This window comes from Thermosipho melanesiensis BI429 (assembly GCF_000016905.1).
Lineage (GTDB): Bacteria > Thermotogota > Thermotogae > Thermotogales > Fervidobacteriaceae > Thermosipho > Thermosipho melanesiensis.
This window is the reverse complement of record NC_009616.1, coordinates 578,336-603,259: the sequence shown is the minus strand read 5'-3', so window position 1 is coordinate 603,259 and position 24,924 is coordinate 578,336. Positions and strand designations below refer to the sequence as shown.

The window sequence follows — 24,924 nt, the reverse complement described above, 5'->3', positions numbered from 1 at the left end:
ATAGATATGATTGGGAGTTCTGTAACTATAAAAAATCTAAATAAATGGTTTGATGATTTTCAAGTATTAAAGGATATTAATTTAAAAATTAAGAAGGGAGAATTTTTCTCCCTTCTTGGTCCTTCTGGATGTGGCAAGACTACGCTTTTAAGAATAATTGCAGGGCTCGAAAGTGCTGATAGTGGAGATGTTTTGTTTGATAGTGAGTCAGTTTTGAGTATGCCTCCAAATAGGAGACCTGCTAATACAATATTTCAAAATTATGCTTTATTTCCGCATTTAAATGTGTTTGAAAATATTGCTTTTTCTATGAGACTAAAAAAGATGGATGAAAATGAGATAATGGAAAAGGTTGAAAAATTGCTTTTTCTTGTAAAGTTGGAAGAACATGCATATAAAAAGCCGAATCAATTATCCGGGGGGCAAAAACAAAGAGTAGCTATTGCAAGAGCTCTTGCAAATGAACCAAAAGTGCTTCTTTTAGATGAACCCGTAAGTGCTTTGGATGCAAAGCTTAGACAGGAACTTTTAATCGAACTTGATAATCTTCATGATCAGGTGGGAATTACTTTTATATATGTAACACATGATCAAGCTGAAGCATTGAGTATATCTGATCATGTTGCGGTAATGAATGAAGGAAGAGTTGTACAATATGGTACTCCTTACGAAATTTATGAAAGTCCTGCGGATAAATTTGTAGCAACATTCATTGGAGAAACAAATCTTATGAAAAGTAAGGTTGAAGAAGTTAATAATGAGTTTATTAAGGTAACTACTCCTGGAATAGGTGAATTTGTGTGTTATAAAGATAAGGAAGTTAATGAAAATGCTCATATTTTGATTACATTAAGGCCTGAAAAAATTAAGATATCGAAAAAGCCTTTAAAAGGTGAAAACGTATTTCATGGGGTAATTGAAGAGGAAATTTACATGGGATATCAAACGAAATATTTTGTAAAATTAGATGAAGGTTATATCTTAAAGGTGTATAAACAGCATATAAATTATTTGTTGGATGAAACTATATTAACTTGGAAAGATGAGATTTTTGTAAGTTGGGATCCAAATGATAGTTATATTGTTGAGGTGGAATGATGAAATATACGTTGGGTTATTCATTTTGGTTGCTGATTTTCTTTTTAGTGCCGATTATTATAGTTCTTAGCTATAGTTTTATGGAAAAATCTATTTATGGTGGGATTGATTTTTCTTTTTCGATTGATGGATATAAAACTTTGTTCTCTGTTGGATACTTGAAAATACTTTGGAGAAGTATTTGGATATCAGTTTTAGCTACAATAATTACTATTTTGCTTGCCCTTCCGACAGCATATTTTATTGCGAATAGTAAAATTAAAAATTTTTTACTTTTACTTGTTGTAATACCTTTTTGGACAAACTCATTAATAAGGATATATGCGTGGATTTTCGTGTTAGGAAACAATGGAATAGTTAATCAGCTAATTTCAAAATTGACGGGTAACTATATACAATTTTTGTACAACCCATTTGCAGTAATATTAGTAATAGTCTATACATACTTACCTTATGCTATCATACCATTATTTGCTTCTATTGAAAGGTTAGATAAAACAATTATGGAAGCGTCTTTAGATTTAGGTTCAAGTAGATTAAAAGCTTTTTTTAAGGTGTTAATTCCTAACATAAAATCGGGAATAATAACCGCTACCATTTTTGTTTTTATTCCAGCACTTGGCTCTTATGCAATTCCCGATCTAGTTGGTGGTAAAAATTCCAAAATGGTAGGAAATGAAATTGTAAGGCAATTAACCGTTGCAAAGAATTGGCCGGCAGCTACAGCGATTTCAGCGATATTAACAATACTAACATTAATGAGTGTACTTTTATTTGTAAAACAAACGCAAAAAGGGGAGTTAAAATGAAACCAGGTAGTTTTTCAAAAATCATAACGATATTTGTAATTATATTTTTTTACATACCAATATTCATTGTTGTGTTGTTTTCATTTAACAATTCAAAATCTCCCGTTTGGGTAGGTTTTAGTTTTCATTGGTATAAAGAATTGTTTTTCAATTCATTTGATATTTGGAATGCATTTTTTAACTCCATAATTGTGGCGGTTTCTTCCAGTGTTATTGCTACCGTACTTGGTACTCTTGCCGCAATAGGTTTATATTTGGAGAGGTTTAAGTACAAAAAATATATTTGGATTATTTCGTATTTACCGTTAATAATACCGGATATAATCATTGGTATTTCATTACTGATTTTTTTTGTCATGATAAAAACAAAATTGAGTCTTTTTACAATATTCATAGCGCATACAACTTTTTCTTTGCCATATGCTATGATGATAGTTTTTTCAAGGTTACAGGATTTTGATAAGAGTATAATAGATGCATCATATGATCTTGGCGCATCAAAGCTCGAAACATTATTAAGGGTAATAGTCCCAGCAAGCTTTCCTGGTATTCTTGCGGCATTTTTTATGTCATTAACACTTTCAATTGATGATTTTGTCATAACATTTTTTGTTGCAGGTCCTGGTTCAACTACTTTACCGTTGAAAATTTATTCAATGATTAGGTTTGGAATAACTCCAACAATAAATGCTATTTCCACAATTATGCTTGTTGGGACAATTGGTATAAGCTTTTTAATGAGAAAACAATTGAGATATATCTTTTAGTTTATACAAATCGATAACAACATCACCATAATTTTTTATTTTCAACACCTCCAGACAGTCTGGAGGTGTTGTTTTTTCTCTCTTTGAATGTTCAACAATTAAAATGCCATCATCTTCCAAGCTTTTGCAAATTAATTGCAATATTTCGTTTACAATGCCTAATCCAAAAGGTGGATCCATAAAAACTATGTCATATTTTTCTTTAATGCTTTTCAAAAATATTCTTGCATCTTTTTTTATTAAGTTAACTTTTTCTTTCAAATTTAACTTTTTAACATTTTTGCTAATAGTTTTTATTGCTCTATCTGATATATCTACAAAAGTAACATACCCGGCTCCATTACTTAAAAATTCCAACCCTGCTATTCCACTACCTGCACATAAATCTAAAACCTTTTTATCGTTTAAATCTAACATATTAACAAGTGCTAATCTAACAATGCCAGGAGTGTACCTTGTTTTGAAATTTGGAACTGTTTCAATTTTTGAACCTTTAAAAATTCCAGACTCAATAAATAACACAATATCACCTCATGTTTAAGTATAAACATATTGTGTAGATTTTTTTATTGAGTTTATTTGACTTTTTTGTTTCAATTTATGTATAATATATATTGTTGGTTAACAAAATATTGTTTTTGTTACATTTTTAAAAAGGAGGGGGTCTTAAGATGAAACGTTTGTTAGTTTTTCTAACTATTTTATTGAGTATATTTATATTTGCTGAAACAGTTGTGAACTATGCTTTACTAGAGGATATTACGACAACAAATATTTGGAATCTGTTAGGTTCTGGTTCATCGGCGTGGAATTTCTATGTGCAGCTTTGGAAATATCCATCATTGCTTTCCATGAACAAAGATGGAATGTTGATACCATCTGCAGCGTTAGAAGTTCCAACAATAGTAGAAGAAGATGGAATGTATACAGTAACGGTTAAATTGAGAAAAGATTTAAGATGGAGTGATGGTTCACCATTTACAGCAGATGATGTTGTGTTTACCTATAATACCATTCAAGAATTGCAAATACCAGGTGGTAACTGGACGGGTGCATATGAACCCAAAAAGGTTGAAAAAATTGATCCATGGACTGTAAAATTCTACTTTGAAGAAAAAAAGACAATGACAATATATTACGATACACTTATGACAGCATTGGTATGTAAAAATTTCTGGGAACCATATGTAGAAAAAGCTAAACAACAAGAGAATCCTGTTAATTGGTTACTAAGTCAAGAAGTTGTAGATCCTGGTATTACTGCATTAAACCTTGGGAAGATAGAAAAAGGTGCATTTGTTGAAGTGAAAAAAGAAGTTGATGATAACTTTTATTGGGCAAAAGGTGAAAAATCTATTTACTATGAAAATGGTGGATTTGTAGTTGAAAATCCAAACAGTGGTTACAAATGGACAAGTAACAATCCAGAGCCAAATGGATATGTAAAGTTAGAAGTTGTTAATGGACCATATGTTGATAAAATTATATATAGAATTTATGGGAACAAGTCTGTTGCGCTACAAGCACTTCAAAAAGGCGATGTTGATTTCGTACTGAATCCAAATGGTTTAACATCTGGAGAATTTGAATCTCTTAAGGGTGTACCTGGCATAAAATTAACAGTTAATCCTTCACTTGGATTTAGATATCTTGCATTTAACATGAGAAAATATCCTTTCAATATAAAGGAATTTAGGCAAGCAATAGCAGCATTAATAGACAGGGACTATATTTGTAATAGGGTACTTCAAGGAAAGGCAATTCCTCTTGCAACACCTGTACCACCAGCAAATACGTTCTGGTTTAATACGGATGTAAAGACCATAGGTGAAGGACTTTCAAGAGCGGAAAGATATCAATTGGCCGTAGATCTTCTTAAGAAGGCGGGCTTTAGCTGGGATCAAGAGCCAGTTATAAATCCAGATAATCCTGCAAATCCAGTTTCCAAACGCGGTAAAGGACTTAAAGGTCCAGATGGAAACTACGTACCAGATCTTGAACTTCTTTCACCATCAGGTGAATACGACCCAATGAGAGCAACAACAGCAATATATATTGAGCAATGGGCAAAAGATCTTGGTATTCCAATTGATGTAAAACTTACAGATTTCAATGAAATAGTTACAAGGGCATTTGATGAGGTTGATTTTGATATGTACATGCTTGGTTGGGGTATAGGAAGAGTACCAACATACTTTAAGAGCTTCTGGGCATCAGACCAAATGGCACCAGAAGGATTTAACACTCCAGGTTACAATAATCCTGAATTTGATGCATTAGTAGAAGAATTTGAAATGGCAGATAACTTTGATGAAGCAGTTGAAGCGATAAAAGAAGCACAAGAACTTCTTGCAGAAGATCTTCCATATATCATTCTCTTTACAACACCAATTTACGAGGCTTACAGAGATACAATCCAATTCCCGTACACAGACACACTCGATGGTATTCAAAACTATAACGGATTCCCGGAAAATGTAATGAAAGTAAAATAATTCTCTTCCCCCTCGATTTTCGAGGGGGGAATTTTACTACAAAAAGGAGAGGTGAAAATGAATACAAAACACTGGACACAGTTAATAATAGGATTGTTGTTTTTTGTGTTTTTGTTTTTCTCCAAAACTCTTGCTTTTGGATTAGTTTTGCCCTTGTTTGCAATTGTGACAACTATATTTAATACGAAAAAGGTTTATCATTATATTTTTCTTTTTATATCTCTTTTACTTTATTTTTCTGCGTTTTTTGGGTTTAAATACCTATTTGTTTTTAGTCCAAGATTTAACTATTTACTTTCTATTGTTTTGTACTTATTTTCACTACCACTTCCTGGATTGTTTAAATTTGTAAGAAACAGGATATATCAAATGTTAATTTTACTTGTGATATATGTAACTGTTGTGTTTTTTATATTCTTAGCAATGCCAGGAGATTATACTTCAAAGTTTCTTGACCCGAAAATTATGAAACAACCGGAAATGATGGAGAGAATAAAAAAACTGTTTGGTGTAGGTGATCCGTGGTATGTAAAATACGCAAAACATATGCGAAATTTCTTTAATTTGGAACTTGGAATATCTTTTTCGGAATATCCCAAACGAGTGGAAGAAATAATTGCAGAAAGGCTTCCAAGAACTGTATTTTTGTTTTTAATGACCACACTTTCTTCGTATGTTTTGGGATATAACCTTGGAAAAAGAATTGCTTGGAAACGTGGAGGCATTTCAGATAAAATTGCCACATTTGTTGGAATAGTCTTTTGGACTATATTTACTCCGTTTTTTATGCTTATTATGATTTGGCTTTTTGGTGTTGTGTTGAAAATATTCCCAATAAGCGGTTTTATAGAACCATCTAAATGGTTGAACGTTAAATTCTCTACTCAAGATGTATTTATAAGGCTTTTGTTAAGTGCGTTTTTACTAGTTGTTTTCTGGGTAGTAGGGTTAATAGTTGCAGCATTTATGAAAACAAAAAAGGCTAAATCAATATCTATGTTAAGCATTACTTTTTTTGGTATTGCTATTGTAATTCTTTATTGGATATTTAATGGATATGGGTATTATGCATTAGATATAGTGTATCATGTTGTTCTTCCAGTATTATCATTAACAGTTCTTGGTTTTGCGGGAAGTATGTTGGTTATGAGAGATACTATGCTTGAGATAATAAAAGAAGATTATATTACAACAGCAAAAGCTAAAGGACTTCCCGATAAAGTTGTGAGAGACAAACATGCGGCAAGAACGGCGTTATTACCGTTAGTTACTAGTTTTGTTTTATCCCTTGCAACTACTGTTAGTGGTGGTGTTATTACAGAGACTATGTTTTCTTGGAAAGGTATGGGACTTACTTTATTAAATGCTACACTTGTTCAAGATACACCTCTTGCAATGGGATGTTTAACTTTTACCGGTGTGTTTATTCTTGTGGCTCATTTGGTAGCTGATATTCTATATGCAATCCTTGATCCTAGAATTAGATATTGAGGGGTGAAATTTGATGGCAAATGAATCTATTACTAAAATAAAATTAAAACTTTTCATAAAAAATTTTAGAAAGAATTGGAATCTTTTTAAAGAGAGTAAAATGGGAGTTTTTGGGTTAACCATTATAATCATATTTGGTATCTTTGCACTTACTTATCCGATTGCGTGGCAATTTGTAGATCATAGTATCTATCATCCTGTTACTGGTACTGATCCACGGGTTCAAGATATTTCATACATTTCAAAGCACATGTCAGCTCAAAATATCATTAAGGGAATAGAGATTCCTTCTTCAAAACTTTTTACCTATTCATTTCTTGATCAAGGTGAAGCATTTAAAAAAGAAATTGAGAAAAGGATAGATATTGCTCAAAGGCAATTTGTTAATCTGGATTATGCACAAGCCTTTAGACATATACTAGATACAATAGTAGATAGTTATTTTCCCATAAAAGAAAGAATGAGATTTCAAACTCAGTTATCTCAGTTATTGGAAGAGGATCTAATTATTGTTAAACCCTTATCTGATGTGGTTGAAATTGGTGACAGAAAGAAATTTTCATTAACATCTTTTAAAAAGCTTTTAGAAAGTGTAGATGTTGAAACGTTGGCAAAAGCGTTATCCGTTTATAAAAATAAAAGGGAAGTTTCTACCATTGGTCTTTGGATAAAAATAGCAAAGGGTAGAGATGAAAGAGAAAAATTCAATGAGCTTTTAGGATTAAACTATAATGAAGAGGAAATAAAACAAGCAGAAGAAGAAATATTTAAAGCAGTTCAAAAGTTGTACAAAGAGGGAGAAATAAACGTTCAAGTTTCGGTTTCCAATCAGAAAGATTTAGAGGATGTAATAAGGTTTGATAAAATTTCTACATTTGATCTAACAAAGGCAACGGTCTTTAATACATTGGTAGATTTAATTACATATGCAAAGATAAAAGAAAATGAGGAAATTATTTCAAAATTAGAGAATTCGCATTACAAAGATCTAATGCCATTTGCTGAAACTAAGGTCCCTGATTTGGAAAATTCTGAGAATAAAAAATCAAATTTGAATAGAATAGAGCAGTATTTTTCTGAGCTTAAAAAGACCTTTACTCAGTTAGGTTTAACATTTGATATTAAAAATCCACAAATAATATTAGATTATTTATCAGGAATAAATCTTGCAACGATAAGTTTTGATTTGTCATCAGATATTAAAGCAAAATTGGAAAATAAGCTAAAAGATTTTGAAGATATACAGGAAAGTTTTAGAAAAAAACAAGAAGATCTTTTCAAGCTTGTAGCAAATTCGAGAGTTTTCATGATGTCAATAATATCAGATATTTACAACAAATCAATTGAACAAATAAAAGTTCCAGAGGTGTATCTTTCAATGGATTATACTAAATTTATTCCCGCTTTGGATAAACCTATGGTGGCGCTTTTGTCATATGCAACAAAAGGAACAAAGCATTTTGATTTAATAGTGGAAAACATAAAAAGTGCTGGGGATATAAATTACAAAAGGGAAGATATAGTAGAAAAACTGGAAGGTAATTTAGCGCTTACTGAACAGATAAACTTTATAAACAAATTCCACGAGTATGATATTTTATCAAAACAAACTATGAAAAGTTTAATAAAAAAATACATAGAAAATCTAGAAGATAAAAGTTATTGGGAAGAAAAATACAGTAATGTTTTGATGGCCCAGAATGATATTTCAACAGTTGTTGATAATTTGAAAAAAACAATTAATCTTTCGCAGAAAGATGCTCAAAAGTTATTGGTTTCAATATACAATCAGCTTGCTCTTGAATCAAAATTGGGAATTCAACATCCACTTCCTCCAAATAGATGGCATGTTTTGGGTACTGATCCAGGTGGAAGAGATATATTTATGCAGCTTTGGAGGAGTACGCCTAGTGAATTTATGTTGGGATTTCTTGCGGCAGTTATTACTGTAACTATTGGTACAATAATAGGAACTACTGCAGCATATTACGGTGGAATAATTGATACATTTTTTATGAGACTTGCGGATTTGATGCTCTTGTTTCCTGGTATAGCATTTTTAATTGTTTTGTCGGGATTCTTTAAATTAAATCTTTTCTGGCTTGCTTTGATTTTAGGTCTTCTTGGAGGATTTGGAGGAATAACTTTGGTTATTAAAGCGCAGGCGTTAACTATAAAAGTGAAACCTTATATAGAAGCTGCAAAAGTTGCAGGAGCGAGCAACAGATATATTATATTCAATCACATTATTCCCAATGTCATGCCTCTTTCATTCCTATATATGATGTTTAACGTTACAGGGGCTGTATTTTCAGAAGCATCCCTTAGCTTTTTCGGGCTTTTGAGGATAAGGATTAGTTGGGGTATAATGATCAATACAGCATGGACATCTGGTTATCTTTCATCGGGAAATATAGGTGCATATTGGTGGCTTTGGATACCTGCGGGGTTAATAATAACAATATTCTGTTCAGGATTTTATTTCTTAGGAAGAGGTCTCGAAGAAATTGTCAACCCAAGACTTAGAAAGAGGTGATTTGAAGTGGCATTGCTTGAAGTAAAAAATTTAAAGATGCACTATAAAACTAAAATGGGGTATGTAAAAGCCGTTGATGGAATAAATTTCACCTTGGATAGTGGTGAAAGTTTGGGAATAGTGGGTGAATCTGGATGTGGGAAGACGTCTGTTTCAATGACAATGTTAAGACTTTTGCCAGAAAATGGTGAGTTTAAAGAAGGAAAAGTATTATTTAATGACAATGGAAAAATTGTTGATCTTGTTTCCCTTTCAGAAGAAGAGATGAGAAAGTATAGATGGAAAGGTCTTGCCATGGTTTTTCAAGCTGCTATGAATTCGTTGAATCCAGTGTACAAGGTTGGTGATCAAATAGTTGAAGCTATATTAACTCATTATCCAGAAATGAGTATTGACGATGCTAAAAAGAAAGTTGCAAAGTTGTTTGAGCTAGTTGGTCTTGATCCAAAAAGAATGGAACAATATCCACACCAATACAGTGGAGGAATGAAACAAAGAGCTGTTATTGCGCTTGCTCTATCTTGTGATCCAAAGGTAATTATTGCTGATGAACCAACAACTGCACTGGATGTTATAGTTCAGGATAAGATTTTAAAGGAAATGAAAAAAATACAAAAACAACTAAATATGGCAATGATCTATATATCACATGATATAGCTGTTATAGCCGAAGTTAGTGATAAGATAGCTGTTATGTATGCTGGAAAGTTTGTTGAACTTGGAAGTTCGCGTGATATATTTAAAAATCCAATGCATCCATATACATTTTTACTTATGAATGCATTTCCAAGTACAATTGGTGAAAAGAAAAAATTGTTAACTATCCCAGGAGAACCTCCAAATCTTTTAAACCCACCAAAGGGATGTAGATTTGCACCGCGATGTCCTTGGGCGACGGAAAAGTGCAAGAATGAAGAGCCGGAATATAAAGAAATTGAGGATGGACACTTTGTAGCATGTTGGCATCCTTTAAGTGAAGAGGTGAGAAAAGATGCAAAAATTGAGCTCTAAAGCAACGGATATAATATTGAAAGTTGATGGATTGAAAAAATTCTTTGCTGCAGATAGAGGATTATTTTCAAAAGTTAAACATTTTGTGCACGCAGTTGATGATGTATCGTTTGAAATAAAAAGAGGAAAGTCATTAGGATTAGTTGGTGAATCTGGATGTGGAAAAACTACCACAGGAAAGGTAATAGTTGGTCTTGAAAAACCTACTGCAGGGAATGTGTTCATAGAGGGAAAAGAAATATATAGATTTCCATCTAAATTGGAGTATCACAAAAAGGTACAGATGATTTTTCAAGACCCATATGAATCTCTAAATCCTAGGATGACAATATTTGATATTATCGCTGAGCCATTAAACATTCACAATATAGGAAATTTAAAAGAAAGAGAGGAGAAAGTATTAAAGTTGTTACAAGATGTTGGGCTTACACCACCTTCAAGCTTTTTGTGGAGATATCCACATGAGCTTTCAGGTGGGCAAAGGCAAAGAGTTGCAATAGCAAGGGCGTTGGTTTTAGAACCAACATTTATAGTTGCAGATGAACCAACATCTATGCTTGATGTTTCGGTAAGAACTGGAGTTATGAATCTTCTAATGGAGCTACAGGAAAAATACAATATGAGTTATTTGTATATAACGCATGATTTTGCTGTAGCAAGGTATATGTGTGATAAAATAGCCGTAATGTATTTGGGAAAAATAGTTGAGTATGCAGATGCAGAAGAGATATTATTTAATCCGCTACATCCATACACAAAAGCGTTACTTTCTGCTGTTCCAATACCAGATCCAGATTACGTTAAAGGTGAACCAAATATAATAGGGTCTGTTAGTAAACCCATAAATCCACCACCAAGATGTAGATTTTATGATAGATGCCCATTTAGAACAAAGGACTGTGAAAAAAATCCGCATCCTCCTCTAAAGGATATGGGTAATGGACACTATGTTTCATGTTATTTGGTTGCAGAAGGAAAAATATAGTCCTAGTTCCTTGGAACTAGGACTTTTTTTAAGTATATTTTAGAAAACAAAAGATAGCATATGATTATTATATGATTTTAAATCTAACCAAAATTGCAAACATAGAACTATTGTGCTAAAATCATCATGCAAAATAAAAATGTAAGGAGGGAAGAAAATGATTGTAAGAGCTTTTAGAGGTTTAAGGCCAAGAAGGGATATGATAGAAAAAGTGGCAGCCAAACCATATGACGTGGTAACAACAGAAGAAGCAAGAAAAGAGGCACAAAAAAATCCTTACACTTTCTATAAAGTTACACGTCCAGAAATTAATTTTGATGTAGAAGTGGATACTCATTCAGATGAAGTAATATTGAAAGGAAAAGAAGTTTTAGAACAATTTCAAAAAGAAGGTGTAATGATACTGGAAGATAAACCAGCTATATACATATATAGGGAAGAATGGCAAGGGTATTTACAAACGGGATTTTATGCAACATTTTCTACCAAAGAATATGCAGAGGGAAAAATAAAAAAACACGAGCTTACGAGAAAAGACAAAGAAGACGAAAGGGCAAGACATGTGAAATTAATGAGAGCACACACTGGACCAGTATTTTTGATGTACCGTTCAAGACCAGAAATTGATAATTTAATAATGAAACATACAACAAAAGAACCTGAATATGATTATACCGATGACTCAGGAATTCACCATACGTTGTGGGTTGTAAAAGACGAAAAAGAAATAAATGAAATTGTTGATGCTTTTAAAGATGTAGAGGCATTTTATATAGCAGATGGGCACCATAGAGCCGCTGCAGCCGCAAGAGCAGCTGAAGAATTAGCAAAGGAAAATCCCAACCATACGGGAAATGAAGAATACAACTTTTTTCTTGCGGTATTATTCCCACACACTCAATTGAACATTTTGGACTATAACAGAGTTGTTAAGGATTTGAATAATAACACAAAAGAAGAATTTTTAAAGAAAGTATCAGAAAAATTTGAAGTTGAAGAAACAGAAAAATTCAAACCTTCTAGAAAACATGAATTTGCAATGTATCTTGAAGGAAAATGGTACAAATTAACTGCAAAAGCGGGAATTTTTAACGAAAATGATGTAGTTTCATCGCTTGATGTTGCAATACTCCAAGAAAACCTATTAAAACCTATTTTGGGTATTGAAAATCCAAGAACGGATAAAAGAATTAATTTTGTTGGCGGGATAAAAGGTATAGATGAACTTGAAAGGCTTGTTGATTCTGGGGAGTATAAGGTAGCTTTTGCGCTATATCCCACATCAATAGAAGATCTTCTAAAAGTTGCAGACGAAGGAAAGACGATGCCACCAAAATCTACTTGGTTTGAGCCAAAGCTAAAAAGTGGAATTATAGTTCATTTAATGTAAAAAAGCCCCTAATGGGGCTTTTTTTACGAAAAAAATGCAAATAACCCAGAAATTCCAAAAGCAATACTGCCATAAATTAAAAACCTTATTCCTAGTTTTGTACTTTCCTTTTTTTTTCTTTCATTTTGTTTTCTCATGTATCTTAAAGAGATTTCAAAAAATACTGCTGCAATAACAAATAACACAATGCTTATAACAAAAAATACGTTTGAAATTATCTTCATCTCATCCCACCTTTATAAGCTTATATTTAGTCTTGGTCTGTTTGGATCTGGAAGCTGATTTGCAGTATTTCCAACATTTTTCATTGCTTCACGCCATGTTTCAAGAAGTTCAGAGAGATATTCTCTTACTTCTTTTATTTTTGAAGTATCTTTTTTGATATTGGCATCCACTAGAACCTTAAACATGTAGTTGTAAAGTGATCTTAGGTTTTTAGCAATATCGCCGCCTTTTTCCATATCTAAAGATAAATTAAGTTCTGTGATAATGTCCTGGCATTTTTTAATATATTCATTTGCGTTAATGAAATCCTTTTTATTTATACTTTCAACAGACATATCAAGAAGTTCAATAGCTCTTTGGTATAACATTTCGATAAGTTTAGCAGGACTTGCAGTCTTTACCATTTGTTCGGTGTAATCCATTATTTCACCTTCCTTAATTATTTTGCTTTAGAGTTGTGAGTATATTTTGGAAATAACTTTTGTAATACTCTAAAACTATAGGTATTTTTTCAAAGAGGATATCAGAAAGTTCCAATAAATCTTTTCTTTCAAGGGCTTCTACGAAAATTTGAAGAATTTCTGCAACTTTGTTTCCGCTAATTTTGTTTTCAAAATCAGATGGAGTAAAACCTGTCATTTTCATTGCGTTAACTCTTAGGTTTTCCATCGCAGATATACCTTCCGCCAAATCTACTATATTGTTAAACCCTTCATTTTCGCCTAATAAAATGTTATTGGAAACTTCTTTAAGAAGGTTTGAAATATTATCAATATATTTAATGACATCCGTCAGAGTTGTGATAAAGAATTCTTGAAGTGGTACAAAATTCATTTCTATTTCCAGTTCTTCATCCAAAATGGCCGTTCTAAGTTCATCAATTTTGTTGATGGGAACATCTTTTTGGTTGACCTTTACTTCGCTGAGTACCATCCCTTTTAATCTTTTGGAAACATCATCCAAAAGTTCTCCAAAGTTGTTATACTTTGAAGCTTCAAACGTTTCAAGATTTCCATTAACTTTCAATTTAATCATTTTATTCACTCCTTAGATGAAAATATGTCTTAAAAATACCAACTATGGTTTTTGCATCAGTTATTTCTCCATTAATACATTTCTCTAAAACATCGTCAATATCCTTAATTTCCACTTCTATTATCTCATCTTCATCTGGATTTGATTTTCCCTTAACCAAATTTTTTGCAAGATAGATATGTATAACTTCATCAGAAAAACCGGGAGTAGTATGAATCATTCCTAAATACTTAAACTTTTTTGCTTCATATCCTGTCTCTTCTTTTAACTCTCTTTTTGCACATTCCAATGGGTTTTCACCTTTAAAATCAAATTTCCCTGCTGGTATCTCAAGCAAATATTTTTTAACGGGATATCTATACTGTTTTACCATCACAATTTTATTATCGTCCAAAATTGGAACAACTGCAACAGCACCTGGATGTAAAACATATTCTCTGGTGCTTTTCTTTCCGTTTTCGAGCAGTACTTCATCTTTTTTTACGTGTAATAAAATACCTTTAAAGATTTCTTTGCTTTCTAAAAGTTTTTCCATTATTTTCCTCCTTTTCTTCATCTTTTACCTTTATTATACTATAAAAAAACGGCAGGTAAAAACCTGCCATTTTGGCGGAGGCGGTGGGACTCGAACCCACAAGGGCAAAAAGCCCACCGGTTTTCGAGACCGGCCCCTTAGCCAGTTCGGTGCACGCCTCCAATCACCGATATGATACCATAAATAGAGGAATTTTTCAATTGTTATTTTTTTGATTTAATCCCGACCTATTTTGTCTAAATTGTAACATTAAGTTTAGACTAATTTACATAAATTAGTGTATAATAGAGTTAACCCAAAGGGAAAAATTTTTTGGAGGTGTTTTAAAATGGCGCTTTTATCAGAAAAAGATAGGGAATATTTAGAGGATTTATTTTCAAAAGAACTTGACAACAAGGTAAAACTCATTTTCTTTGGAGATTCAAAGGATAATTGCGAATATTGTGACCTTGAAGAACAAATTTTAGATGAAGTACGTGAGCTCTCTGATAAGATAGTTGTGGAAAAGTATAACGTTAATGAACACAAAGATTTGGCGGAGAAATTTCAAGTGGAAATGACCCCTGCTCTTATTTTAACTTTGGAGGATGGAGAAGATAAAGGCGTAAGATTTTATGGTATACCTTCTGGTCATGAGTTTGGTACACTTGTTCAAGATATAGTGACATTTGGAAAAGGAGCAAATCCTGAACTTTCTCCTGAGACTATTGAAAAACTTAAGAAAATTGACAAACCAGTAAAAATAAGTGTTTTTGTTACACCAACTTGTCCATACTGTCCACGTGCGGTACTAACAGCACATAATTTTGCTTTGGTAAATCCTCTTATCAAAGCAGAAATGATTGAAGCAAATGAGTTTTTTGAACTGAGTAATGAATTTGGTGTTTCATCTGTTCCACATATTGTCATTAATAGAAATCCAAACACTTTCTTTATAGGAGCATATCCTGAAGCACAATATCTTGAAGAAGTTTTAAAAGCTATAAAGTGAGGTGGTGAAGTATGGTCCACTTCGATTTAGGAAATATTTCAACTGGTCCGAAAGAGTATTACGATGTATTAATTGTGGGAGCCGGACCTGCTGGGCTTACTGCCGCAATTTACGCAGGGCGTGCGGGTCTTTCTGCGGTTGTGTTTGAAAAAGCACTTGAAGGTGGTGCTGTAACGCAAACTCATGTTGTGGAAAACTGGCCTGGAATTATAAAAATAGAAGGCGGAGAACTTGGAGAAAAGTTTGCGGAACACGCAAAAGCTTTTGGAGCGGAAATTGTTACTACAGAAATAATGAAAATTTCGTATGATGATGAATACAGATATGTTGAGCTTGATAATGGAAAAAAGGTTAAAGGAAAAGTTCTTATCTATGCTACAGGTGCAGTTCCCAGAAAATTGGGAGTTCCCGGTGAAGAGGAGTTCAGGGGGAGAGGCGTGACTTACTGTGCAGCGTGTGATGGGTATTTGTTTTCAGGAAAAGATGTTGTAGTCGTTGGTGGAGGAGATAGTGCTTGTGATGAGGCACACTTTTTGGCAAAAATGGTAAAAAGCATAACTATGGTACAAAACTTACCTTATCTTACCGCTGCAAAGGTTTTACAAGATAGATTACTCCAAAATAAAAACGTAAAGGTTATATTAAACTCCCTTGTAAAAGAAATTAGAGGTACAGATAAAGTTGAAGAAGTAGTTGTGGTTGATAACGAAACAGGAAAAGAAACTGTTATAAAAGCAGAGGGCGTGTTTATATACGTAGGTCTTCAACCAAATAGTGACCTTGTTAAGGAAATTGTTGAAGTAGATGAATACGGTTATATATTGACTGATGAAAATATGGAAACTAATGTGCCTGGTATATATGCAGTTGGAGATGTGAGGAAGAAAAATTTAAGACAAATTGTGACAGCTGCCGCAGATGGGGCAATTGCCGTTGAACATGCTGCAAAAAAATATTTCTAAGGAGGTGGCAACGTGCAACACGTAAAAATAGTTATATATACTACTCCCACTTGTCCATACTGCAGAAAAGCAAAACAGTATTTTAAGCAACTTGGTTTTAAATTCAAAGAATATGATGTATCGAAAGACCAAAAAGCTGCTGAAAGAATGTACAAAAAAAGCAAACAACTTGGGGTTCCAGTGATAGAGATAGGGAATCAAGTAATAGTGGGATTTGATAAAGCAAAAATAGATAGGTTATTAAATGTAAACTAAGGCAGGGTAACCTGCCCTTAGTTTTTGGGAGCGGTAAGATGAGATTTTTTAAATTTTTAAGATTAAAATGCCCAGTTATTAGGTTTTTAAGTAAAATACATTCAAAGAGATTCAAAATTGGAAAGAAGGTTAAATTATGAGAAAAGTATTTTTTTTAACTTTAATAATTTTCGCAACGTTTATATTTGCATATAATTATACTTTTTACGATTTGGGTATTGCTCACCAAATTTCAAAAATTGAGGATAAGCCTTTATTAATATATTTTTCTTCGCCTTCATGTGTGTACTGTAAAAAATTCGAAAATGAAGTGTTAACTTCAGAAGACTTTCAGCAAATTTTAAGAGCATCATACGTATTTGCAAAAATAAATCCCAACACGCAAAAAACAACATTTATGAGTGAGGAGTTTACAAACATGGAACTTTTTTCTGCATTTGGAGTAAGAGGAACACCAACTTTTGTATTTTTATATATGGATAGTGGAATAACATCTATACCAGGATATATGTCGTTAGAAGACTTTAAAAAGGCACTTATGTATATACTAAAAGTCACATTTGAAAATTACAAAGAAAGTTTTCAAACGTATTCTAAACAGAAAGATTTTTGCCTTGGAAAAAGTAAAATAATTAAGGTTTCAAAAGAAGACTTTGATCTTGTAAAAGAAATGGATAAAAATTCAGTTGAACTAAAAGAGATTAAAGATAAGATAGATATCTACAAAACATATTTAACAAATTCCAGAGAAATTGCGGATAAATTATTTGAAAAAGGAGTATTAAGAATACTTCTTTTGGAGGATTGAAATTGTGTTTTACAAAGATGTAGGTATATGGGTGGCATTGGGGCATGGGATTTTATCTTTTTTTAGTCCGTGTGTTTTGCCGTTAATTCCTGCTTTTCTTGGCATACTTTTTACTGCAAAGAATAAGTTTTTTAAACTTTTTGGATTCTTTTTGGGGTTTTCCATATTTTTTACAATTATTGGAATATTTTCATCTCTTTTTGGACTTTTTTTTGCAAAATATGGTAGTATAATTAATTATGTACTTGGCTTTATAATAATTGTAATGGGGATATTGTATATTCTACAAAAGGAATTTTTTAAGCCAAGAAGGGTAAACGTTTGGAAATTTAAAGGTGGTGGATTTTTAACGGGTTTTTTGCTTGGCGGAGGAATTGGAATAATTTGGATTCCGTGTAGTAGTCCTATCTTGGCTTCAATACTTTCTATTGCCGCAAGTGTAAGTTCAACAAAGGGTGCAATTTTGTTGTTTGTTTATTCTTTGGGAATTTCTATTCCTTTTCTTACTATTGGTGCTTCTGTTTCAAAGATACTAACAATGGAATTTAAAAGTACAAAGTGGGAGATATTTTTAAGAGTGGTAGGTGGAGTTTTTCTAATCCTTCTTGGGATATTAATAATTATGGGAAAAATGGTGGTGTGAAAGGAGTGAAGATTGTGGCAAAAGCTGAGCTAAATTTTTATGACAAAATGTTATTCTATACAAAAACAACATCGGGACATGATTTAATACTTGATGCTTCAGAAAATGTTGGAGGGAAAGATGCAGGTGTAAGACCAAAGGAATTAATCTTATATTCTCTTATGGGTTGTACTGGGATGGATGTTGTATCATTACTTAGAAAAATGAAAGTAATTGATCAAATGGAATTGTTTAAATTAGAAGTAGAATATGAAATGGCGCGGGAACATCCAAAGGTATTTACAAAAATGCACTTAAAATATATTTTCAAATTTGATGGAGAACCACCAAAGGATAAGGTTGAAAAATCTGTTACACTTTCTCAGGATAAGTATTGTGCAGTTTCTGCAATGTTAAAGAAAGTTATACCAGAATTTACACACGAAATAGTTTATCTATAATATGGCAGATTATCCATTACAATATGATAATCCTGATTCAACTGTTAAATTAAAAACCAAAAGAGGATATCCAAGGCTTGGTGCCACACCAGATGATACTGGTGTAAATTTTGCGTTATTCTCAAGGCATGCCGAAAGGGTAATTTTAGAATTGTATCAAAACTATTACGATGAAAAACCATCTCATAGTTTTGAGTTAGACCCTATCTTGAATAAGACGGGAGATATTTGGCATATATACGTTTATGGTGTAAAACATGGTCAATACTATGGTTGGCGGGTGGATGGTCCCTACAATCCAGAAGAGGGGAAAAGGTTTAATCTTAATAAGTTGTTAGTTGATCCGTATGCCAAGGCAATTTCAAGTTCCTTTGATTGGGATTCATCATCTGTATATGGATATGATAAAAATTCTCCTTTAAAAGATTTGTCATTTTCTACAGAGGATTCTGCAAAAAGTCCCACAAAATCAATAGTTATAGATGATTCAAAATATGATTGGGGTAATGACAAACAATTACATATTCCATGGGAAGATACTGTTATATACGAAATGCATGTAAGGTTATTTACCATAAGCCCTACTTCAAATGTAAAATTCCGTGGAACGTTTCTGGGAATAATTGAGAAGCTTGATCATTTAAAAGAATTGGGAGTTACGACGATTGAATTAATGCCAGTTTTTGAATTTAATGTGAATTCAATTGACAGAATTAATCCCATAACTGGTAAAAAATTAAAAGATGTTTGGGGTTACAATCCGTTGGGTTTTTTTGCGGTGACTGGTAATTACTCTGTTGGTCTTAAACTTGGTGAACAAGTATTTTTATTTAAGGATTTTGTAAAAGAACTCCATAAAAATGGTTTTGAGGTTATACTTGATGTTGTTTATAACCATACAGGTGAAGGTAATGAATTAGGTCCCACTTTAAACTTTAGGGGAATAGATAATGAAATATATTACATGCTTAACCCAAAGAATAAAAGATATTATTTAAATTATTCGGGGTGTGGAAATACACTAAACTGTAATCATCCTGTTGTAAAGCAGCTTATAATAGATAGTCTTAGGTATTGGGTTACTGAAATGCATGTTGATGGTTTTAGATTTGATCTTGCTGCTGTGTTGGGTAGAACCCCTGATGGAAGGTGGATAGGTGATTTTTCACTTCTTAAGGATATTTCTGAAGATCCCATATTACATAATTTAAAACTTATTGCAGAAGGTTGGGATGCAGCAGGAGGGTATTTTTTAGGTGAATTTCCACAGGGTTGGGCGGAATGGAACGGAAAATATAGAGACATAGTAAGAAAGTTTGTAAGAGGAGATGAAGGAGTAATAATAGAACTTGCAAAAAGGATAACAGGTAGTGAGGATTTGTATGGTAATAGAAATCCCCAAGCAAGTATAAATTTCATTACTTGTCATGATGGATTTACTATGAGAGATCTTGTTAGTTATAATGAAAAGCATAATGAGGAAAATGGTGAGGATAATAGAGATGGTACCAATGAAAATTTTAGTTACAATCACGGCGTTGAAGGAGAAACTGACGAACCAAAAATAATAAAAATTAGGAAACAACAAGTAAAAAACTTTATTACTATTCTTATGATATCGCACGGTACCCCTATGATTTTAATGGGTGATGAAATCTACAGAACACAATATGGCAATAACAATGCATATTGTCAAGATAATGAAAAGACATGGCTTGATTGGACGTTAAAGGAAAAGCATTATGACATTTTTAGATTTTTTAAAAAAATGATTGAATTTAGAAAAAAACATCACGCATTGAGAAGAAGACATTTTTTTACCGGTAAAGATTTGACAGGAGATGGAATAGCAGATATTAGTTGGCATGGTATTATGCCATTTGAACCAGATTGGTCATATAATTCTCACTCTATTGCTTTTATGATAAGCGGAAGTGATTTTTTATGTGAAAATGCAAAAGAAGATAATGATATATTTGTGATTTTGAACCAATGGATAGAACCATTACAATTTACCTTGCCAATTCTTCACAATAAAACTTGGTACAGGGTAGTAGATACTTCAAAGGATTCACCTAACGATTTTTTAGATGTGCCAGAACAAGTTGGTTTTAATTATATAGCCCAACCAAAAAGTTCTGTTGTTCTAATTAGTCAAAAAAGTTACCAAGGAAGCAGTTTTCCCGTATAATCTATAAATGTTCCTGTATCTTCAACTTGTTCTGCTATGTTAAGTATTCCTTTTGCAGATTCTTCGGGAAAGATTGGAGCTTCTTTTCCCCCCATATCCGTTCTTACCCATCCAGGATGGACTGAAATAACAGAAATTCCCTTTAAATTTGTTGATAAAAGTTTTGTAACCATATTAAGTGCAGCTTTTGAAATGGAGTATGAAAAACTAGGAGTGTTATTTGTTAATTCTATGGAACCTAATATAGAAGTTATATTTATAACTTTTTTTCTCAATTTGTTTCTTTTATACAGTGTCTCAGTTAAAAATAGTGCTCCAAGTGTATTTACTTTAAAGGAATTTAAAAAATTTTCATAATTTAGTATTCCAAATTTATCTTTGTACAATATCCCTGCGTTGTTAATCAAAACATCTATTTCCAAAGGTAGTTCATCTACAAACTTTTCAATTGAATTTAAATCTGATAAATCCAAGTAATATGCTTTATTAATCGATTTTCTCATTGTTTGTATTACCATATGACCACGTTTTTTGGCTTCTTTTACCAATGCTAATCCTATACCCCTGTTTGCACCGGTTACCAAGATTGTCATATTATCCCTCCTTAATTTTTTCTTTTATTTGTTCAGTCTGAGATTTAAATTCTTTAAATTCAGGAATATCTGAAAGTTTTTCAGGAAAACTTTCAAAACTTTTTATTACAAAAACAGGACTTCCTAAATTTACAAATGCATCTAAGACTTCAACATCTTTATTAAACATTCTTACACAACCATGAGAGATTCTTCTTCCAATTTCCCATGGTTTTGTAGTTCCATGGATACCGTATGTTGGATTTGAAAGTTGTAAAAATCTTGTACCAAGCCCATTTATGGGGGAACGAGGAGGAATGTATTCACCGAACCAGTAAAGTGCAGGATCTATTTGTTTATCAAGAATCCAGTAGATTCCAGGGGGCATTGAATCACTTCTACCAATTGCAACGGGAAACACCTTTACTAATTTTTTTGCATAATATACGGCAAGTCTAGATGTTGCAAGGTTAACTACAACCGAAGTTAATCCTTCTGTAAATTGCACAGTTCCAATATCCAGTTTCATACCGGCGTATATTTTGTCAGGTTCATCTAAATTGTTTATAATTTGTAAATCTGCTGTTCTAACTTTATACTTTTTTGCAATTTCCCAAAGTGTTTCTCCTTTCTTTACCACATGAGTGGTTATTTTTTCCACTACATATGGTGTAAAGTCTCCCCTAAGGTATGTTGTAAAGCCATTTAAAGTGAATAAATTGAAAGATATTTCTTTTATCTTTTCCTTGCTAACCTTAACTTTTATCTTTAAAGTGTTTTGACAATTCTTTCTTTGTTTGTTTGTGTATAGAATGTAGCCTTCATCTGTTTTTATTAAAATCATCCTGTTTTTATCAATTTCCCCTGAAATAACTTCATAATCCGTGTTAACTTTCACTGTTAAAGATAGATTTTCTGGGTCTGTAATGACTTTAATGTTTATGTTTTTTCTATATTGATAAATATCAACAATGGGATGAGGTAGTACTCCTGTAACTGTTTGTCCAAATTTGTTTTTCCCAAAGATTATGGGAATTACCCATTTATACAATCCATCCTCAAATTCGTACAAATCATCTTTGATATTTTTTGCTCTCACAAATCCTGTAGGACCATATATGTATACCTTTGGATTTACTATTGCATCATAATATGGTGTTACTCTTAAAGTAACATTGGTGGATGTTACGTTTTCAACTTCTACGTAATGAGCAGAAAAAATAGAGTATGAGAAAATTAGCATTATTAGAAATAAGAGATATTTTTTCATATTTTAATTATATCATATATTAAAGTTAATAATATTCTTGAGTAGTTAACATTTGTAGAATTATTGTTTTTATACTGTATACAAAGGTACACGAACTTAAAGAAAATATATATTATAATCCAAGATGCAAAGAAATTTTTAAGGAGGATGATTATGAGAAAGATAACACTTTTGATAATTGCTATATTTTCACTAATTGCTTTTTCAAACAATATGTTTAAAGAAGCGTATCAGTATACATACAAAGTTGCAAAATACTATGGAGTTTCAGAGCAAAGGGCACGATTAATAGCATGCACTGTCTCAGAAGAATACGAAAAATTTCCACAAGTACCATATCAAATTTTTGTGGCATTAATTGTATCAGAAAGTGGTTTTAAAAATTTATATGGTGATAGTGGACATGCAGTTGGTTACTGTCAACTTCACAAATCTGCAGTTGATTATGTTACAACATTTTTTCCTTCGCTAAAAGACAAAATAAAAAACATTCCGCATGACGAACTTATTAAATTTCCACGGTTACAAATAAGAATAGCATATAGATACCTATATCTTATATTGAAAAACATTACCAATTACAATATAGTCGAAACCTTAAATTTTTGGAATAACAGCTCAAATTATTATCTTAGAGTATTTAACACTTTGACTTTTATAGATCCAATTGGGAAAAAATAAGCCTGAATGATTCAGGCTTATTTTTTGTCTTTTTCATATTCAATAGATACAGTTTGTGGCCCTGAAACACTTAGAATCACGTAATCTTCTAATTTTTTGATAATTTTTGCAGAGGTTTTCATATCAATATTCTTCCCGTAAATTTTTATTCTATAATTACCATTTCCTTTTAGGTATAGATTACCTATAACCTTTTTTCTGTTTCCCAAATTCAAAGACATCTTTATTTCCCATTTATACCAATTTTCCCAAGATTTCCCTAGTGATATTTCAGCTTCGCTATCTATGTCGGGTAAGAAAATCTCGTCTAAAGGTAAAAACTTGTTAAAAATTTTTTCCCAAACACTTACTTTTCCACTAGGAATCTGTTTAGGGGTTTTTATATACACTAACCTATTAGTTGGTTGCCAATCCACACTAGAATCACCTATTTCGATTAAATTGTAGTTAGAACGTACAATATTTATTTTATCAAGAAGTACGTGCTTTTTGTTTTTTAAACCTTCTAATTGACCTAGCTGATAAATTTTTTTTCCTTCAATATTTTTTTCTTCTAGTTTTGCGGAAAATGTCCGGTATGTATTTCGTGGTTCAGATACAACTAATACAAATGCATTATCTATATCAGCAAATATATTTAAAAATTGGTATAATTCGCTTTCTTTAAGTATATATGAAAATTCAAAACCACCATTTATCAAAAATGTTGCTGTTGCTTCTGGAGAATCAATAAATATTTTCTTTACTAATTTGGGAATTTGGGTTACTTCAAAAAAATGACCGTCTAAGATTTTGTAATATTTTCCATCTTTAGAAATGAGTAAATTGTCTTTATAAACAAATTCACCAGATATATTTGGTACATACTTGAGCATTTCATCTACAACAAAATCTTCTATATGGTATGTTGTATCAATGTTCTTTATCTCCCAATTTTCTGGTAAGATAAAACCATCTTCAATTTTTTTTACTAATATTCCATGTGAAGGATAAAGTATTAGGAAATTTCCAAAAAAAGTAGCAGAAAAAAACAAAAAAAGAATTATGAATCTTTTCATCCTTTCACACCCTCAATGATAAGGAATATGTAAGAAACAATAATAACTCCAACTAAAACTCTACTTAAAATCTTCCACAATTTTCTTATATTCCAAGAATATTCATATATAGGAATAAAATAACCCAATGCCATTCCACTTAAAAAACCACCTAAATGAGCTGCGTTATTAATATTCGAACCGGGTATAAAACCCAAAAAAATGTTTACTAGTATCATGGGAAGAAATGCCGTTCCTGTTATTGGTTTTAAAGTATATGGTGTGTCTCTTCTAAAACCTGCTGCAAACAAAACGCCAACAAGTCCAAAAATAGCGCCACTTGCTCCAACAGAAAATGAGTTATAGTAGAAAAATTGTGTTGCTAAATTCCCGATTATACCTGTTGAAAAGTAAAAAAACAAGAACTTATCTGTTCCATATACGTTTTCAACTATACGACCGAGAAAATATAACGCATACATGTTAAAAACAAGATGAATAAAACCACCGTGAACAAACATTGCAGTAACAATCCTATACCATTGTCCACTAGAAACAAGGGGGCCATATTGTGCCCCGAATAAAAGATAAAGCATAACTTCATTTGGTATAAAAAACTTTAATATTTCGATTAATAAAAGAATAATTATGTTAATTAGAATAAGATAATAAAAGCTTTCTTTCTTCATAACTCACC

At 32.1% G+C, this 24,924-nt stretch carries 26 protein-coding genes and 1 tRNA gene; 17 read left to right on the top strand and 10 right to left on the bottom strand.

Going from position 1 to position 24,924, the window contains the following annotated elements; translation table 11 throughout:
- Window positions 1–6 precede the first annotated feature (6 nt).
- Genes TMEL_RS02955 through TMEL_RS02945 form a run of 3 tightly spaced genes read left to right on the top strand, consistent with a single transcriptional unit; the run spans window position 7 to window position 2,674 of the window.
- Window positions 7–1,098, top strand: a complete 1,092-nt coding sequence (locus tag TMEL_RS02955) for an ABC transporter ATP-binding protein (protein WP_012056796.1) — start codon at window positions 7–9, stop codon at window positions 1,096–1,098.
- Window positions 1,098–1,907, top strand: a complete 810-nt coding sequence (locus TMEL_RS02950) for an ABC transporter permease (protein ID WP_012056795.1) — start codon at window positions 1,098–1,100, stop codon at window positions 1,905–1,907. The genes TMEL_RS02955 and TMEL_RS02950 overlap by 1 nt, the downstream gene beginning before the upstream one ends.
- The gene (locus TMEL_RS02945) at window positions 1,904–2,674 is read left to right on the top strand and encodes an ABC transporter permease (RefSeq protein ID WP_012056794.1); all 771 of its coding nucleotides are present in this window, start codon (window positions 1,904–1,906) and stop codon (window positions 2,672–2,674) included. Before TMEL_RS02950 ends, TMEL_RS02945 begins: the two co-directional genes overlap by 4 nt.
- Here TMEL_RS02945 and rsmD read toward each other — a convergent pair.
- The gene (gene rsmD / locus TMEL_RS02940) at window positions 2,642–3,196 is read right to left on the bottom strand and encodes a 16S rRNA (guanine(966)-N(2))-methyltransferase RsmD (protein WP_012056793.1); all 555 of its coding nucleotides are present in this window, start codon (window positions 3,194–3,196) and stop codon (window positions 2,642–2,644) included. The two genes, TMEL_RS02945 and rsmD, sit on opposite strands and share 33 nt — an antisense overlap.
- Before the next feature lie 149 nt (window positions 3,197–3,345).
- Here rsmD and TMEL_RS02935 point away from each other — a divergent pair, with 149 nt between their 5' ends.
- From TMEL_RS02935 to TMEL_RS02910, 6 genes are all read left to right on the top strand, one after another.
- Window positions 3,346–5,169, top strand: a complete 1,824-nt coding sequence (locus tag TMEL_RS02935; protein ID WP_012056792.1) for an ABC transporter substrate-binding protein — start codon at window positions 3,346–3,348, stop codon at window positions 5,167–5,169.
- Between the two features lie 57 nt (window positions 5,170–5,226).
- The gene (locus TMEL_RS02930; protein ID WP_012056791.1) at window positions 5,227–6,660 is read left to right on the top strand and encodes an ABC transporter permease; all 1,434 of its coding nucleotides are present in this window, start codon (window positions 5,227–5,229) and stop codon (window positions 6,658–6,660) included.
- Between the two features lie 13 nt (window positions 6,661–6,673).
- Window positions 6,674–9,196, top strand: coding sequence for an ABC transporter permease (locus TMEL_RS02925; RefSeq protein WP_012056790.1), 2,523 nt, complete (start codon window positions 6,674–6,676; stop codon window positions 9,194–9,196).
- A gap of 6 nt (window positions 9,197–9,202) precedes the next feature.
- Window positions 9,203–10,207 (top strand): ABC transporter ATP-binding protein, encoded by a 1,005-nt coding sequence (locus TMEL_RS02920; protein ID WP_012056789.1) that lies wholly within the window; start codon window positions 9,203–9,205, stop codon window positions 10,205–10,207.
- A complete protein-coding gene (locus tag TMEL_RS02915) occupies window positions 10,188–11,192 on the top strand; it encodes an ABC transporter ATP-binding protein (protein WP_012056788.1) in 1,005 nt (334 codons plus the stop codon). The genes TMEL_RS02920 and TMEL_RS02915 overlap by 20 nt, the downstream gene beginning before the upstream one ends.
- Window positions 11,193–11,349: 157 nt before the next feature.
- The gene (locus TMEL_RS02910) at window positions 11,350–12,582 is read left to right on the top strand and encodes a DUF1015 domain-containing protein (protein ID WP_012056787.1); all 1,233 of its coding nucleotides are present in this window, start codon (window positions 11,350–11,352) and stop codon (window positions 12,580–12,582) included.
- Between the two features lie 23 nt (window positions 12,583–12,605).
- Here the strand turns inward: TMEL_RS02910 and TMEL_RS02905 are convergent, their stop codons facing one another.
- The 5 genes from TMEL_RS02905 to TMEL_RS02885 form a co-directional block, all read right to left on the bottom strand.
- Entirely contained in the window at window positions 12,606–12,806 is a 201-nt protein-coding gene (locus TMEL_RS02905) for a hypothetical protein (RefSeq protein ID WP_012056786.1), read from the bottom strand.
- 12 nt (window positions 12,807–12,818) lie between these two features.
- Window positions 12,819–13,229, bottom strand: a complete 411-nt coding sequence (gene fliS / locus TMEL_RS02900; RefSeq protein WP_012056785.1) for a flagellar export chaperone FliS — start codon at window positions 13,227–13,229, stop codon at window positions 12,819–12,821.
- Between the two features lie 13 nt (window positions 13,230–13,242).
- On the bottom strand, window positions 13,243–13,842 hold the full coding sequence (locus tag TMEL_RS02895) for a hypothetical protein (protein ID WP_012056784.1): 600 nt from the start codon (window positions 13,840–13,842) through the stop codon (window positions 13,243–13,245).
- A 1-nt stretch (window position 13,843) separates the two neighbouring features.
- Window positions 13,844–14,377 carry an NUDIX domain-containing protein gene (locus tag TMEL_RS02890; RefSeq protein WP_012056783.1) on the bottom strand — a complete coding sequence of 178 codons (534 nt, stop codon included), beginning with the start codon at window positions 14,375–14,377 and terminating at the stop codon, window positions 13,844–13,846.
- Between the two features lie 72 nt (window positions 14,378–14,449).
- A tRNA-Ser gene (locus TMEL_RS02885) sits at window positions 14,450–14,538 on the bottom strand.
- Window positions 14,539–14,705: 167 nt separating this feature from the next.
- Here TMEL_RS02885 and pdo point away from each other — a divergent pair.
- The 7 genes from pdo to glgX all read left to right on the top strand — a co-directional run bounded on the left by pdo (window position 14,706) and on the right by glgX (window position 20,667).
- On the top strand, window positions 14,706–15,368 hold the full coding sequence (gene pdo / locus TMEL_RS02880) for a protein disulfide oxidoreductase (RefSeq protein ID WP_012056782.1): 663 nt from the start codon (window positions 14,706–14,708) through the stop codon (window positions 15,366–15,368).
- 11 nt (window positions 15,369–15,379) lie between these two features.
- Complete coding sequence (trxB, locus tag TMEL_RS02875; protein ID WP_012056781.1) at window positions 15,380–16,330, top strand: thioredoxin-disulfide reductase; 951 nt, start codon at window positions 15,380–15,382, stop codon at window positions 16,328–16,330.
- Window positions 16,331–16,342: 12 nt separating this feature from the next.
- On the top strand, window positions 16,343–16,585 hold the full coding sequence (locus TMEL_RS02870) for a glutaredoxin family protein (protein WP_012056780.1): 243 nt from the start codon (window positions 16,343–16,345) through the stop codon (window positions 16,583–16,585).
- Window positions 16,586–16,721: 136 nt separating this feature from the next.
- Window positions 16,722–17,393, top strand: coding sequence for a thioredoxin family protein (locus TMEL_RS02865; protein WP_012056779.1), 672 nt, complete (start codon window positions 16,722–16,724; stop codon window positions 17,391–17,393).
- A gap of 4 nt (window positions 17,394–17,397) precedes the next feature.
- Complete coding sequence (locus TMEL_RS02860) at window positions 17,398–18,036, top strand: cytochrome c biogenesis CcdA family protein (protein WP_012056778.1); 639 nt, start codon at window positions 17,398–17,400, stop codon at window positions 18,034–18,036.
- 47 nt (window positions 18,037–18,083) lie between these two features.
- On the top strand, window positions 18,084–18,476 hold the full coding sequence (locus TMEL_RS02855; protein ID WP_041426174.1) for an OsmC family protein: 393 nt from the start codon (window positions 18,084–18,086) through the stop codon (window positions 18,474–18,476).
- 1 nt (window position 18,477) lies between these two features.
- Window positions 18,478–20,667, top strand: a complete 2,190-nt coding sequence (gene glgX, locus TMEL_RS02850) for a glycogen debranching protein GlgX (RefSeq protein ID WP_012056776.1) — start codon at window positions 18,478–18,480, stop codon at window positions 20,665–20,667.
- Here glgX and TMEL_RS02845 read toward each other — a convergent pair.
- Window positions 20,640–21,260: an SDR family oxidoreductase gene (locus TMEL_RS02845; RefSeq protein ID WP_012056775.1), complete on the bottom strand. Its 621-nt coding sequence runs from the start codon at window positions 21,258–21,260 to the stop codon at window positions 20,640–20,642. The genes glgX and TMEL_RS02845 overlap by 28 nt on opposite strands.
- Window position 21,261: 1 nt before the next feature.
- The gene (locus TMEL_RS02840; protein ID WP_012056774.1) at window positions 21,262–22,509 is read right to left on the bottom strand and encodes a L,D-transpeptidase family protein; all 1,248 of its coding nucleotides are present in this window, start codon (window positions 22,507–22,509) and stop codon (window positions 21,262–21,264) included.
- A gap of 153 nt (window positions 22,510–22,662) precedes the next feature.
- Here TMEL_RS02840 and TMEL_RS02835 point away from each other — a divergent pair, with 153 nt between their 5' ends.
- Window positions 22,663–23,190, top strand: a complete 528-nt coding sequence (locus tag TMEL_RS02835) for a hypothetical protein (RefSeq protein ID WP_012056773.1) — start codon at window positions 22,663–22,665, stop codon at window positions 23,188–23,190.
- A gap of 17 nt (window positions 23,191–23,207) precedes the next feature.
- On the opposite strand, the gene TMEL_RS02830 is transcribed toward TMEL_RS02835, so the two are convergent.
- Window positions 23,208–24,248: a hypothetical protein gene (locus tag TMEL_RS02830; protein ID WP_012056772.1), complete on the bottom strand. Its 1,041-nt coding sequence runs from the start codon at window positions 24,246–24,248 to the stop codon at window positions 23,208–23,210.
- Entirely contained in the window at window positions 24,245–24,916 is a 672-nt protein-coding gene (locus TMEL_RS02825) for a rhomboid family intramembrane serine protease (RefSeq protein ID WP_012056771.1), read from the bottom strand. Before TMEL_RS02825 ends, TMEL_RS02830 begins: the two co-directional genes overlap by 4 nt.
- Between the last annotated feature and the right edge of the window lie 8 nt (window positions 24,917–24,924).